The sequence below is a fragment of the Staphylococcus pseudintermedius genome (assembly GCF_001792775.2).
Classification (GTDB): domain Bacteria; phylum Bacillota; class Bacilli; order Staphylococcales; family Staphylococcaceae; genus Staphylococcus; species Staphylococcus pseudintermedius.
Genome location: NZ_MLGE02000003.1, coordinates 157,779 through 172,648 on the forward strand (window position 1 = coordinate 157,779; position 14,870 = coordinate 172,648).

General features: G+C 36.5%; 13 protein-coding genes. 1 reads left to right on the forward strand and 12 read right to left on the reverse strand.

Annotated elements, in window-relative coordinates:
• From BJK46_RS03620 to lepA, 8 genes are all read right to left on the reverse strand, one after another.
• Complete coding sequence (locus BJK46_RS03620; protein ID WP_014613779.1) at positions 1 to 753, reverse strand: 16S rRNA (uracil(1498)-N(3))-methyltransferase; 753 nt, start codon at positions 751 to 753, stop codon at positions 1 to 3.
• A gap of 1 nt (position 754) precedes the next feature.
• Positions 755 to 1,687, reverse strand: a complete 933-nt coding sequence (gene prmA / locus BJK46_RS03625; RefSeq protein ID WP_014613778.1) for a 50S ribosomal protein L11 methyltransferase — start codon at positions 1,685 to 1,687, stop codon at positions 755 to 757.
• 3 nt (positions 1,688 to 1,690) lie between these two features.
• Positions 1,691 to 2,824: a molecular chaperone DnaJ gene (dnaJ, locus tag BJK46_RS03630; RefSeq protein WP_015729251.1), complete on the reverse strand. Its 1,134-nt coding sequence runs from the start codon at positions 2,822 to 2,824 to the stop codon at positions 1,691 to 1,693.
• A gap of 109 nt (positions 2,825 to 2,933) precedes the next feature.
• A complete protein-coding gene (gene dnaK / locus BJK46_RS03635) occupies positions 2,934 to 4,766 on the reverse strand; it encodes a molecular chaperone DnaK (protein ID WP_103263710.1) in 1,833 nt (610 codons plus the stop codon).
• A gap of 63 nt (positions 4,767 to 4,829) precedes the next feature.
• Complete coding sequence (gene grpE / locus BJK46_RS03640; RefSeq protein WP_014613775.1) at positions 4,830 to 5,471, reverse strand: nucleotide exchange factor GrpE; 642 nt, start codon at positions 5,469 to 5,471, stop codon at positions 4,830 to 4,832.
• A 14-nt stretch (positions 5,472 to 5,485) separates the two neighbouring features.
• Positions 5,486 to 6,475, reverse strand: coding sequence for a heat-inducible transcriptional repressor HrcA (hrcA, locus tag BJK46_RS03645; RefSeq protein WP_037542851.1), 990 nt, complete (start codon positions 6,473 to 6,475; stop codon positions 5,486 to 5,488).
• A 102-nt stretch (positions 6,476 to 6,577) separates the two neighbouring features.
• Positions 6,578 to 7,699, reverse strand: a complete 1,122-nt coding sequence (gene hemW, locus BJK46_RS03650) for a radical SAM family heme chaperone HemW (RefSeq protein WP_037542850.1) — start codon at positions 7,697 to 7,699, stop codon at positions 6,578 to 6,580.
• Between the two features lie 67 nt (positions 7,700 to 7,766).
• Positions 7,767 to 9,590 (reverse strand): translation elongation factor 4, encoded by a 1,824-nt coding sequence (gene lepA, locus BJK46_RS03655; protein WP_070407407.1) that lies wholly within the window; start codon positions 9,588 to 9,590, stop codon positions 7,767 to 7,769.
• 322 nt (positions 9,591 to 9,912) lie between these two features.
• Between lepA and rpsT the strand changes: the two genes are divergently transcribed.
• Positions 9,913 to 10,161 carry a 30S ribosomal protein S20 gene (gene rpsT / locus BJK46_RS03660; RefSeq protein WP_014613771.1) on the forward strand — a complete coding sequence of 83 codons (249 nt, stop codon included), beginning with the start codon at positions 9,913 to 9,915 and terminating at the stop codon, positions 10,159 to 10,161.
• A gap of 173 nt (positions 10,162 to 10,334) precedes the next feature.
• Here rpsT and holA read toward each other — a convergent pair whose 3' ends face one another.
• The 4 genes from holA to BJK46_RS03680 all read right to left on the reverse strand — a co-directional run bounded on the left by holA (position 10,335) and on the right by BJK46_RS03680 (position 14,820).
• Positions 10,335 to 11,309 (reverse strand): DNA polymerase III subunit delta, encoded by a 975-nt coding sequence (gene holA / locus BJK46_RS03665; RefSeq protein ID WP_015729255.1) that lies wholly within the window; start codon positions 11,307 to 11,309, stop codon positions 10,335 to 10,337.
• A gap of 67 nt (positions 11,310 to 11,376) precedes the next feature.
• Positions 11,377 to 13,497: a DNA internalization-related competence protein ComEC/Rec2 gene (locus tag BJK46_RS03670; protein WP_228064218.1), complete on the reverse strand. Its 2,121-nt coding sequence runs from the start codon at positions 13,495 to 13,497 to the stop codon at positions 11,377 to 11,379.
• A 107-nt stretch (positions 13,498 to 13,604) separates the two neighbouring features.
• Positions 13,605 to 14,066, reverse strand: coding sequence for a ComE operon protein 2 (locus BJK46_RS03675; protein WP_015729257.1), 462 nt, complete (start codon positions 14,064 to 14,066; stop codon positions 13,605 to 13,607).
• A gap of 85 nt (positions 14,067 to 14,151) precedes the next feature.
• A complete protein-coding gene (locus BJK46_RS03680) occupies positions 14,152 to 14,820 on the reverse strand; it encodes a helix-hairpin-helix domain-containing protein (RefSeq protein ID WP_014613767.1) in 669 nt (222 codons plus the stop codon).
• Positions 14,821 to 14,870: the final 50 nt, after the last annotated feature.

Sequence of the window (14,870 nt, forward strand, 5' to 3'; positions counted from 1 at the left end):
TCACCCCATTAATTCTATTTCGTAGCTTATGGCACTTAATGCATAAAGTGGCGCTGTTTCAGCACGTAAAATACGAGGTCCTAGCCCTACGCTTTGTGCAACATCTTCAAAAAGTGCGATTTCATTTTCAGAAAAACCACCTTCTGGGCCGAATAATAATAATACATGGGACCCGTGTTTGAATTGACGTAATTGTTGCTTAAACAGAGCGCGTTCATTTTGTTTAGCAGCCGCTTCATATGCCATAAGCACACAATCATATTGACCTATCATATCATATATTTCGTGTAAATTCGAGACAAATTTCACTTGAGGCACGGCTTGACGATAACTTTGTTCTGCCGCTTCTTTCACTATTTTTTGCCAACGTTCAACCTTTTTGGCAGCTTTTTGTTGATTCAGTTTCACGACAGAACGATCCATTTGGGTAATGATGAACGATGTCGCTCCAAGTTCAGTCGCTTTTTGTAGTAACCATTCGTATTTATCGCCTTTAATTAAACCGCTACAAATTGTAATATTCAAAGGGAGCTCCGTTTCTACTTCAATACGTTCCACAGTTTCAATCGTAATACGTTGCGCTTCAATATCAATAATTTTGCAGCGATACGTGACGGCATTTAAAAAGTTAATAATGAGTGCGTCGCCAACGTTTTGTCTCATCACACTTTTAATATGATGTATATCATTATTGTTAGTGATAAAAAAACGCTGATGCTGCTCAGCGTTTTCATTTAAAAAGTATCTTTGCATGTTAATTCACCTTCTGACCGATGATACAAATCCAACCTTCATCGTTTTTAACTTCTTTAATTGTGAACCCTGTTTCTTCCATTAACGTTTGAACAGACTCACGTTTCTCTTCAATAATACCAGAAGTGATAAAATAGCCTTCAGGGTTTAAATGATCATATGCATCTTGAACCATTTTTTCAATGATGTGCGCTAAAATGTTAGCAATAACGACATCATATTGGCCCTTTTCTTCTGTCAGTAAATTACCTGTTGCCGTTTCAATCGCGTCTAAACAATGATTCTTTTCAAAGTTTTCTTTTGCAACTTGGACAGCCATTTCATCTAAGTCTGTCGCTTTAATTGATTGCGCCCCTAATAAATATGAAGCGACACTTAAAATACCTGAACCCGTGCCGACATCAATGACACGGTGCTCTGGTTTGACAATCTGCTCAAGCGCTTTGAGACACATACTTGTCGTTGGATGATCTCCAGTACCAAAGGCCATACCTGGATCCAATTCAATATAAAGCTGCGTATCATCACGCTCGACAGATTCCCAACTAGGTACGATGAAAAAGCGTTCAGATGCTTGAAATGGATGAAAGTAATTTTTCCATTCGTTTTCCCAATCAGACTCTTGGACGAACTTTTGTTCTATCATCAACACATCTGGGTCTATTAAGGGTGAAGCTTGAAGTTTTGAAAATATGTTATTTTTCAATGTTTCGTCATATTGTAAATCATTAAAATAAGCTTTAACAATCATATGTTGCTCTGGATAGTCAGCTGGATTAAGTTCAAAAATTTCTCCAAAACGATCTTCTCGAATTTTAGAAATCTCACTTGAGTCTTCAATCGCAACACCGTTAGAACCTGCTTCTTGTAAAATTTCAGTGGCGATAGATTCTGCCGCTTGGTTAACAGTTACTGAAAGTTCGATCCAATTCATGGGTTATTCTCCTTTAAAAAAACGACGTGCTTTATCTTTAAAATTTGAAGGTTGTTCGTTCACTGTTTCTCCAGACATTTCGGCAAATTCTTTTAACAATTCACGTTGGCGCTCGTTAAGGCCAGTTGGTGTTTGAACACGGATGTTAACAAATAAATCACCATAGCCATAACCGTGGACATTTTTAATCCCTTTACCTTTAAGTCTAAATTGTTTACCTGTTTGCGTTCCCTCAGGCACTGTTAGCATAACATGCCCTTTTAATGTTGGAATTTTAACTTCGTCACCTAACGCGGCTTGTGCAAAGCTAATATTGTGATTGTATAGAATGTCATCGCCTTCACGTGTGAATTTATCAGATGGCTGCACACGGAAAATCACAAAAAGATCACCAGCTGGTCCGCCATTTTCACCTGGTCCACCTTGTCCTGCTAAACGAATTTGTTGATCATTATCGACACCTTCAGGCACCGTCACTTCAAGTTTAACATTTTTTAATTCTGTACCTTTACCGTGACATGTTGGACATGGTTCTTCAAATTCTTCGCCAGTACCATTACATTCAGGACAAACTTTTTCAGTTCTCACACGTCCTAAAATAGTATTTTGTTCGACAGAAACGTGACCTGCCCCATGACAGTATGAACATGTTTTCTTTTTAGTACCTGGTTTAGCACCTTCGCCACCACATGTATGACATGTCACTTCTTTTCGAATTGAAATTTCTTTCTTTGTACCGAATACAGCTTCATCAAAAGTGACAGTCATTGTGTATTGAAGATCGTCTCCGCGACGTGGCGCATTCGGATCACGTTGACGTTGTGCACCACCAAAGAACTGGCTAAAGATATCTTCAAAGCCGCCACCACCGAATCCAGAGAAGTCTTGACCACCAAATCCCTGTCCAAAGCCACCTTGAGGGCCACTATGACCAAACTGATCGTATTGCGCACGTTTATTTTCGTCACTTAATACTTCATAGGCCTCAGAGATTTCTTTAAATTTCTCATCTGAACCTTCTTCTTTATTAATATCTGGATGGTATTTTTTCGATAATTTACGGTAGGCTTTTTTGATTTCATCTTTACTCGCACTTTTCGACACGCCAAGGACTTCGTAATAATCTCGTTTTGCCAATGCACTCTCTCCTTTTGATTTGATTTTTTGAATAAAAAGAGGCTGGGACGATTGAATGTCCTAGCCCCTTTGAGCGACCTTTTACAGTCAATTTATATGATCGAATGACCTATTTTTGTTGATTGTCGTCGTCGTCTACTTCTTTAAATTCTGCATCTTCAACAGTACTATCGTTTTGAGAAGTATTCTCGCCACCCTGTTGTGCAGCTTGTTGTGCTTGCTCATAAACTTTCATTGATAATTGTTGCACGACTTGTTCTAAAGCTTCTTTTTTCGCTTTAATGTCTTCAATGTCGCTACCTTCTAATGCAGTTTTTAGTTCGTCTTTTTTCGCTTCAGCTTCTTTTTTATCTTCTTCGCTCACATTGTCGCCTAAGTCTTTCAATGTTTTGTCGACTTGGAATACAAGTTGATCCGCATCATTTCTTAAATCTACTTCTTCACGACGTTTTTTATCTGCTTCAGCGTTTTGTTCAGCATCTTTTACCATACGATCGATTTCTTCATCAGATAATGCAGAAGATGATTCGATTGTAATGTTTTGTTCTTTATTTGTACCTAAGTCTTTTGCAGTTACATTTACAATACCGTTTTTATCGATATCAAATGTTACTTCGATTTGAGGTACGCCACGTGGTGCTGGTGGAATATCAGTTAATTGGAAACGACCTAATGTTTTGTTATCTGATGCCATTGGACGTTCACCTTGTAAAACGTGAATGTCTACAGCTGGTTGGTTATCTGCTGCTGTAGAGTAAACTTGAGATTTAGATGTTGGAATCGTTGTGTTTCTTTCAATTAACGTATTCATACGACCACCCATAATTTCGATACCTAATGATAGTGGTGTTACGTCTAATAATACAACATCTTTAACATCACCAGTGATAACCCCACCTTGGATTGCTGCACCCATCGCAACAACTTCATCAGGGTTAACACCTTTGTTTGGTTCTTTACCAATTTCTTTTTTAATTGCTTCTTGTACTGCAGGAATACGTGTTGAACCACCAACTAAGATGACTTCATCAATGTCAGCGTTTGAAAGACCGGCATCTTTCATTGCTTGACGTGTAGGTCCCATCGTTTTTTGTACAAGATCATATGCCAATTCTTCAAATTTCGCACGGCTTAAAGTTGTTTCTAAATGCAATGGACCCGCTTCACCAGCTGAGATAAATGGTAATGAAATTTGTGTTGAAGATACACCTGATAAGTCTTTTTTCGCTTTCTCAGCAGCATCTTTTAAACGTTGTAATGCCATTTTATCTTGTGATAAGTCGACACCATTTTCAGATTTGAATTGTTGTACTAAGTAATCAATAATCACTTGGTCAAAATCGTCCCCACCAAGTTTATTGTCACCAGCTGTTGCTAATACTTCGAATACACCGTCACCTAATTCAAGAATAGATACGTCGAAAGTGCCACCACCAAGGTCGAATACAAGTACTTTTTCATCTTTGTCAGTTTTGTCTAAACCGTAAGCTAATGCTGCAGCTGTTGGTTCGTTGATGATACGTTCAACTTCAAGACCAGCGATTTTACCCGCATCTTTAGTCGCTTGACGTTCTGCATCATTGAAGTAAGCAGGAACTGTAATAACCGCTTTTTCAACTTTTTCACCTAAGTAGCTTTCTGCAGTGCTTTTTAAGTTTTGTAAAATCATTGCAGAAATTTCTTGAGGTGTATAAGATTTACCGTCAATATTTTCTTTATGGTCTGTACCCATGTAACGTTTAATAGATTGGATTGTATTAGGGTTTGTGATTGCCTGACGTTTAGCAACTTCCCCAACTTGTGTTTCACCATTTTTAAATGCAACAACAGATGGTGTAGTTCTAGCGCCTTCAGGGTTTTGAATAACTTTAGGTTCGTCACCTTCTAATACTGATACACAAGAGTTTGTTGTACCTAAGTCAATTCCAATTACTTTACTCATAGTCAAATTCCTCCTAATTTTCAAACACAATTATTTTCACATAAATGGTTTTCTTCGTCAAAATTATTGATTTACTTTTACCATTGAAGCACGTAACACTCTATCTTTCAACTGATAGCCAGCTTGTAATTCTTCGGTAATTTGTCCAGATTCAAAATCCGGATTTTCATCTTGCATGACTGCTTGATGGAAGTTCGGATCAAACTGTTCACCTTCTGTTTTGATTTTTTCTAATCCATTATCTTCTAGTGCTTTTAATAGGCTCTCGTAAACCATTTCCACACCTTTTTTCAGTGCGTTAAATGATTCATCATCACCTTCAATTTTTAGAGCACGTTCAAAATTATCAAGTGCTGGCAATACATCAGTAAGTACTTTTTGTGCCTGATATCTCTTTTGTGTTTGCGCTTCGTTTTGAATACGTCTTTTATAATTTTCAAATTCTGCATATAAACGCAAATATTGTTCTTCTTTCGCATCAACTTCAGCTTTTAAAGAAGCAATTTCCTCATCTTTAAGATCTTGCTTTTCATCATTGCTTGCATCATTTTCGTTCTCAGAGTCTTGATTTACTGCAACTTGTTCATTTTCCACTTCTAGTTCTGAAGTTTCTGTTGTTTCTTGTGACTCAGTTTCTTTGATTTCTTCGTCCTTACGCACGTCTTTTTCCTCTGACATTTTCAAACCTCCATTACGTTTAAACATTTCGTATCACCTCGTTATGAAATCCGACTCAACAATTGTATCACATTATGATAATGCATAGCAGTAGGACCAATAACAGCAATATGACCTGTTAAATCTTTATCTATTTGATATGATCGGCTTAATATCGCAATGCCGTGTAAATTTTGTTCAATATCGGTCCCAATACGTACATTAATCAATTGGTCAGACATATGATGAATCACATCAGCAATACGATCGGACTCAATATATTTTAATATAGGTTGTATGGACGCCACAGTCGACTCGTTTAATCCTTCAATGAGTTGATGTTTACCACCTAAATAAACACGCGTAGATTGATTGTTACGGTACTGATGCAACATGTGTAAAATACGAACGATTAAATCTGCCTCTTCTGCATTAAATCCCAGCATGCGATACACTTCTATGGATTGCACATCATTACCATCAAAAAATTGACGCACGTTCGCAGATAGATAGTTGGATACTTTAATGATCGAATGATCAGCATAAGGTTGATCGCTTGTCACATGCAGATGTTTCACTTGTCCCGTCTCATCAATCATCACTACGATTAAATGGTGTGGATTTAACTTCATCAAATGCACATCCAGTATAGAGGCCTTTGAGTGATCAGGTCCTATAACAAGAGTGGTATAATGTGCTTGATTTGAAAACACTTTTGCAAAGGTGTCTAATGTCGATGATAAATCATAATGATGATTCACTAACATCTGATGAATATCAAGACTACCTTGCATTTCAAAATTATAGGGTTGTTCTAACAAATGATTGGCATAGAGTCTAAATCCTGCTTCTGAAGGGATTCGACCAGAAGAAAAATGTGTTTTAGTGATGAGTGAATTTTCTTCTAGTGTCTTCATGTCATTACGAATCGTCGCAGGACTGACATCCACATTGTGCCTTTGTATTAATGTGTTAGATCCAATAGGTTGTCCTAAGTCAACATAATCTTCAACAATTGCAGTTAAAATCTTCAATTGCCTTGGCGTAATCATGTTTTTCACCTCATTAGCACTCTTTCTCTGTAAGTGCTAATTATAATTTATCAAATTGGTCAAAGTAAGTCAATGTTAAAGCATCATTTCTCAAAAAACTTTTTATACTTGAATAAATGCCTCAAACACCGTGTTTCCGACAATTCTTCCTTTATCCGTTAAAGCGATGTGTGTATCGGTTTGGTCAATGAGATTTTGACCTTCCAAAGAGATGATTTCTTTTGCATAGATAGCTTCAATTGTTTGATGATATTTCTTTTGGAACTTTATTTTATCAACACCGGTATTCATTCTTAATCCTAGAAACATTTCTTCTTCAATTTGTTCTTTAACAGTCGGAGTCGTTTCAGTTAAACGCGGAAATTCATGTTGTTGGATTTTTTTAATGTAGTGATTGACCGGATTAACATTTGTATAACGTACCCCACCAATATAACCACTCGCACCTGCACCAAAGCCATAATAGCTTTCATTTTTCCAATAGACTTGATTGTGGATAGATTCATGCCCTTTTTTAGCAAAGTTAGAAATTTCGTATTGCTGCAATGGGCTATTTTTCATACGATTCATTAAATATTGATACATTTCTGCACCGACATCTTCGTTAGGCATTTTTAGTTTCCCTTTACGATACTGATTATAAAACTGTGTCTGGGGTTCTAGAATTAAGCCATAACTGGATAAATGGTCGATATCAAGGCGGAGTGCTTCTTCTAAACTCTCTTGAAATTGTTGCATACTCTGACCAGGCAAATGATACATTAAATCTAAACTAATGGATGAAATACCTTGTCGACGTGCATTGTCTATCGCTTGATAAATATCAGCTTTACGATGACTGCGACCTAATGTTTGAAGTAAAGTATCGTCAAAAGTTTGTACGCCAAGTGAGAGTCGATTCACACCGTATCGTTTCAATAGCGCCACTTTTTCTTCTGTCAGTTCGTCCGGATTCGCTTCAAAGGTGTATTCCCCTTTAATATCAAACTGGTCTTGAATTGCTTGTAATAAATATTCTAATTGGGATTCAGATAATGCGGTAGGCGTGCCACCACCGACAAATAACGTCTCTAATTGAGATGCTTTGGATTGTTTCATCTCCTCGACCAAGCACGCCAAATATAGATCGACAGGCTGATTTTGGATGAAATATTTATTGAAATCACAATACGTACAGATTTTTACACAAAAAGGAATATGAATATAAGCACTTTTTGCCACCATTAGTATTCACCTCATAAAATATGCCCCCTCGACACCTCAAGATGCGCGGGAGCATGAAATTTTCACTTTATTCATCGTCCATTTTCAGTACAGCCAAGAAAGCATCTTGTGGAATTTCCACACTACCGACAGCTTTCATTTTGGCTTTACCGGCTTTTTGCTTTTCTAATAATTTACGTTTACGGCTAATGTCACCACCATAACATTTCGAAAGTACATTTTTACCCATTGATTTAATGTTTGTTCTAGCGACAATTTTATGTCCTACTGCAGCTTGAACAGGCACTTCGAATTGTTGTCTAGGGATTAACGTTTTTAATTTTTCTACAAGTGTTTTACCACGTTCATATGCAAAATCACGATGTACAATAAAACTCAAAGCATCTACCTTATCGCCGTTAAGTAAAATGTCCATTTTCACAAGGTTACTTTCTTTATTCTCGATAAATTCATAATCAAATGAAGCGTAACCTTTCGTGTTGGACTTCAATTGGTCAAAGAAATCAAAAACGACTTCTGACAATGGTAATTCATAAACGATACTTACACGAATATCATCCAAGTAATCCATATTGACAAACTGACCACGTTTACGTTGACACAGTTCCATAACCGCTCCAACATAATCATTTGGCACCATCATCGTTGCACGTACATAAGGTTCAAACACTTTATCGATTTGATCTCTGTCAGGCATTTGTGCTGGGTTATCTACATGAATCTCATCACCATTTCTCAAAATAACTGTGTAAATAACGGATGGTGCTGTTGCGATAAGTTCAATTCCAAATTCACGTTCGATACGTTCTTGAATGATTTCCATATGCAACATACCGAGGAAGCCTGTACGATAACCAAATCCAAGTGCTTTTGAAGATTCTGGTTCGAATTCTAATGACGCATCGTTTAACTGCAATTTTTCTAATGCTTCACGTAAATCATTGTAGTCTTTATTGTCAATTGGGAAAAGACCACAATACACCATTGGATTCATTTTCTTATACCCTTTTAAAGGGGTCTCAGCAGGTCTATTAGCGTGGGTAATAGTGTCCCCAACACGTGAGTCATCTACATTTTTAATGCTTGCGATGATATAACCTACATCACCAACAGTTAACTCTTCAACCGGTAATTCTTTCGGTGTATTAATGCCGACTTCAGTCACTTCAAAAATTTTACCAGTCGCCATCATTTGAATACGGTCACCCGCTTTAACTACACCGTCAACAACACGAATCGAAGAAATGACACCGCGATATGGGTCATATTCAGAGTCAAAAATCAATGCTTTCAATGGTGCAGCTGGGTCCCCGTCTGGAGGTGGAATCATTTCAACAATCTTTTCTAAAATTTCTTCAATACCAATGTTAGCTTTCGCACTCGCTAGTACGGCATCATCTTTGTCTAAACCAATAACATCTTCAACCTCTTGTTTCACACGTTCTGGTTCAGCAGCTGGTAAATCGATTTTATTAATGACGGGAATCAGTTCTAAATCATTGTCGAGTGCTAAATATACATTCGCTAAAGTTTGTGCTTCGATACCTTGTGCAGCGTCTACAACTAGAATCGCGCCTTCACAAGCAGCTAACGAACGTGACACTTCGTATGTAAAGTCGACGTGTCCTGGTGTATCGATTAAATGGAACGTGTAGGTTTGTCCATCTTTAGCATCATATTTTAAACGTACAGCATTTAATTTAATGGTGATACCACGTTCACGCTCTAAATCCATTGAATCTAACAGTTGTGCTTGCATTTCTCGAGATTCAACAGACTTTGTATTTTCTAAAATTCGATCGGCTAAAGTTGATTTTCCGTGGTCGATATGCGCTATGATCGAAAAATTCCTGATATTTTCACGTCTATTTAAACGTTGTTGGTTATCCATATCATCATACTCACTTTCATAAGTTTACCCGTAAATTAACGATTACATCTTTGCTATAATAACGTTTTTAAGCATTAATTGCAACTCTATCATGACGCAAAATGATAAGTGAAATGCATTAATTCAATACTTCAAATAGAAATCATTTTCGTCATGGTCACACTTGCATTAAAGAAATGATATTGTCACGTCAGTACATGTCGTCGAAAAAAATAATTCAACGGTTCAATTAATTATTGCACTATGAATAGAGTTTTGATAGAATGAATCTTGTTGTAATCAAATTATTTTGATACGAAGTCGATTATAGGAGGTGTCTTTCATGCCAAATATCAAATCTGCAATTAAACGTGTGAGAACAACTCATACAGCAGAAAGCAAAAACATTTCACAAAAAAATGACATGCGTTCTGCAGTGAAAAGCGCGAAAAAAGCAATTGAAACTAATGCTGATAATAAACAAGAATTAGTAAGCAAAGCAGTGAAACGTATTGATAAAGCTGCCCAAAAGAATTTAATTCATTCTAACAAAGCTGATAGAATGAAATCAAAATTAATGTCAGCAAAATAATGAAAAAGAGCTGTGCCATTTGAGGTATAGCTCTTTTTCATTGTGCGCTCTCCCAACTTTCATTTTTATAGAGTGAGAACGACACGTGTGCATATATCACACTCATATGCTGAAGTGATACACGTGTCTATCTATCATATCGCCTTCCTAAAGCCTTTTGTTATATTCATCCTTTACAATTTCATAATAAACAATTCTAAAATCAACACCTTATCCATATAAGACGATTTCAATTGATAGTCTGTTTCTGTACAAACATCCATAATGGTCAACAACGTGTCTAAATCATATTTTCGTGCTTGATTCAATGCGAGTTTTACGCGATAAGGATGGACACCTACCGTTTTGGCAATCTGCTGACCAGAGTATCCTTTTTGATTGAGAATTTTACTTTGGTAATATAAGCGATAGTTACTTGTAATTAACGCCAACAGTTTAATCGGCTCTTCTTTTAATTGGATTAAATCTTTAACGAGCGAAATAGCTTGTGCCTTTTGTCCTTTTTGAATATAATCCGTCAATAAAAAAACGTTTTGCTCCAAACTTCTATTCACTATCGTCTGGACATCTTCTTTATTAATCGTTGGGCGATCACCGACAAACAACAACAACTTATCTAATTCTTGCTTAATCATTCGATAATGAATGCCTGTCAACTGAATCAACGCTTCTAATGCATCTTGTTTAATTTCTTTATAGGACTGATTCAAATATTGATGAATCCATTTTTGCATTTCTTGTTCAGTCATTTGTTCAATTTTCTTGATGTTCGCCACTTTTTTCAATGCTTTAACAACTTTTTTTCTTTCGTCTAACTTCACCGCTTGAACTTGAAAAATAATTAAAGAAGCCTCATCATACTTTTCAATAAACTCTAATAAGCTGTCAGCGTTTGTCTGTGCCTCTTTAGGTGGTTTTTCACCGGTAAATATATAGCTATTTTGTACAACAATAATCTTTTTATCCGAAAAAAATGGAAGTGTCATTGCTTCTTCAATGATTGTATTTAAAGTCGTTTCATACAAGTTGTATTTAACATAATTAAAGTCATCTTTAGGTTCATTGCCCAAATACTTTTGAGTAAGTTGTTCTGTTTCACGATCTATTAATTCTGGGACTTCACCGTGAATGACATGAATATTTGACATGATGTGATTCCTCTCTATCTCATTGCTTTAGCTGTATTATAACATGAATGTTAAGCCGACTTCATTATCAGTTCAACGGTTCTGTGCGCAACGTATAACCTGCTTCATTGAACGCATCAAATCGGACATGAATATGATGATTATCTGCGGTGTTATAAATTTTCGCATGAATGTCATGTAATTTTTGTAGCGTTAAAGGATGTGGCAAATGATACATATTTTGTTTACCAGCAGAAATGAGTGCGATGTCTGGATGAATTTGACTCAGAAAGGTCTTAGAGGAACTTGTCCGACTGCCATGATGACCTACTTTTAATATTTGAATTCGTGGTAACGAATATTGCTTTAACAAGACATCCTCATTTTTTGTCGTAGCATCGCCCATCAATAAAACATGAATATCGTGAATTGTAGCTAATGTCACAATAGAATGCTCATTGGGGTCCTCACTTTCAGGAATGTCAGTGTTGAAAAATTGAAATTGAAAATCACCTAAGACAATACGAGAAAGGTCCTCATATGAATACAATTGTGCATGTTCACTTGCAATCACATGTTGAACCTTTTGAAACTTCTCATCATCAAAATGTGATGGATTAATAACCACATTTTTGATGTTCACATATTGTGATAAATGTTCGATTTCTCCCATATGATCTTGATGTGCATGTGTAATGACAAGATAGTCGATTTGGTGAATCCCTAATTTCTTAAACAATGGATAAATATTTTTCTTTGTAATATTAATATTCGACTGTTTGCGTTGATGATGTTCATATGCGCCACCCGTATCAATCATGAGTGTTTCACCCGTTTGGCTTTGGAACAATATAGCATCACCTTGACCCACATCAATCATGGTCATTTGGTTAGTAAAACGAGGATGAACTTGCCATAGTAAGATGCACAGACAACAAACCAGAACGATAGAAATGATATATCGACGTTGAGAAAGCAAATAAAGTAGTATAAACGTTGCTATCGTACAACAAAGAAATCCAAACTCTCCAAAGTCTGGTATTGGAAGTGTGAACCTTTCTAGCACTGTGAGTCTTTTTAATAAAAAAGCTTGGATATCAAAAATAACGTGTGTGAAGTGCGTGAACATAGATAAAAAGGCAGGTGTAACAATCGCAATGATGGCAAGTATAAACGACAGTGGAATGATGATTATACTGTAAAGTGGGATGAAGAATAAGTTTGAGATTAACCCTTGCCATTGAATCTCATTAAGTTGCACATAGTTTAAAGGAATGGCTGCAATAACAGCAATATAAGAACCTAAAAAGAGCGATTGATAAATAGGACGCTCTGTAAAAATATCTTTCATCAAAATCAATATCCCTGAAATCAAAAAAGAGTATAAAAAGCCTAAATGATAGTGATAGTCGCTATTCATCAGACTCATAACAAAATAAACGAGTAAAAGCGACTGTAGTGACGTCATATGAAAGTACCTTGAAACTATGAGTAGGAGCAACGTCATAGCTACCGCACGTGTCGCACTTGGACTGGTACCTACAAAGATTAAGAATACCGGTAAAAAGAGTATTAATCCCACTTCGGTATAATACATAGGTAAAGGGAGACGTTTCCCAATTGCATAAAACATGAAAATGAATATACTCACGTGGGTCCCGCTCACAGCAAACAAATGAGAAATACCCAACTGTTGTGCTAATGACTTCATATCTTTATCTAAATAATTCGCGTTTCCCGTTGCAATCGCGATCAGTTCGCCTCTTCCGAAAAGTTGTGAATTTAACAGTCTTTCAGTTACAACACTTCTTACATACGTTATGCGTTGTTTTAACGTCGGGGTTGTCATATGACATTGGTCAAATGTTATTTTTTTAACGGCAAAGAGCGGTCGTTGTTGGCGATAAAGTGGTGGTTGAAAAGAACCTGTTAATTGACATTGGTGATTGAGGAGAAAATGCGCATCTGGGATAAATTGTTGTGGTTTGATACGCCCTTTAATCAGTATTTCTTGTTTATTGAATGTTGCTTGAACAGTTAAAAGTTGGTCTGTCACAATAGGTAACGTCGTCAAATGGACGCTAATCGTTTTGTGGGATGACGTCGGGGTTGCTGTTAGGATTGAAGGCTCATTTTTATGTTGTATCGTCTCGATGGTATAACCAATGAGCACAACAATCAAGGTTGAAATGATGAATAACCATGACATTTTCTTTAAGTATAAACTGCATGCTAACACGCTATATATGAAGCATGCAGTTAACAAATGATGATGAGCAATATTGCCGATAATATATGTAATTAACCAATAAGTCATTATGATTCCAATAAATATTCCGCAATGTGTTGACGATTAAAACTGATTTTTTCATAGTGCACACCAGATTGTTCTAATAGCTTCACTGCGTAATCATGATTATGGTAATCTTCCGCATAATAAATCGTTTTAATCCCAGCTTGAATAATCGATTTTGTACAGTTCAAACAAGGGAAATGCGTGACATAAATTGTTGCATTTTCAGTAGAGACACCTTGTTTCGAACATTGCAAGATAGCGTTCATTTCAGCATGTATCGTTCTAATACAGTGTCCACCTTCCATTAAACAGCCTTCATCTATACAATGGACTTCACCTGAAACTGAACCGTTATAACCTCCCGCGATGATCCGATTATCTTTAGTAATTGTTGCACCTACAGAGAGGCGTGTACAAGTAGATCTCAATGCTAATAAATGAGACTGTGCCATAAAATATTCATGCCATTGAATACGTTTCATACTTTTTGTCACCTCGTATCATTGTTGATTTTATTCTTATTATAAAGGATTCGACTTGCTTCGACTAGTTACACCCTATTTAGGATTAAACTGTTAAATAGTTCTTTAGTTTTTCAAATGTTTTTTCCCCAATTCCTTTGACATTTTTTAAATCTTCAACACTTTGGAAAGGTCCATTTTCTTCACGATGTTTAATAATCGTTTGCGCTTTTGAAGGCCCTATGCCAGGAATTTGGGTCAGTTCCTTCTCGTCGGCAGTATTTAAATTAACAGAGATGTTTTGTGAAGTAGACGCAGCTGACGTATCATCTTGTTGTGATGCATGACTAGAGTTAGAGGTTGTCACTTCACGTTGATCCGGAATATAAATCATTTTTTGATCTGTTAACTTTTCCGCTAAATTAACACGACTCAAATCAGCAGTATTCAACGGTTCTGCCTTATCTAATAGCTGTTTCATTCGATCATCTGATTGCATTTCATACGTATTCGGTTTTTTTACTGCGCCTTTAATATCGACAATAATTTTTTGAGGCGTCTGTGAATTTTGCTCTTTTTTATCTTTACTTTTCGATTTTGCTTGATGCACCTCAATCGGTTGCGTTTGTTGCATTGCTAAATTATCTTTTGCAGGGTCTTCCTCACCAGAATTAAAGACAAGCCATCCTCCAATCGCGATGAAGATTGCAATAACAACAGCTGTTTGCAATTTGTACTGTTTGACTAACGCGATGATTTGATTTACAGAAAACATAAATAAAACCTCCTATCATACGTATTACACGCATGATGGAGGTTTTTTAC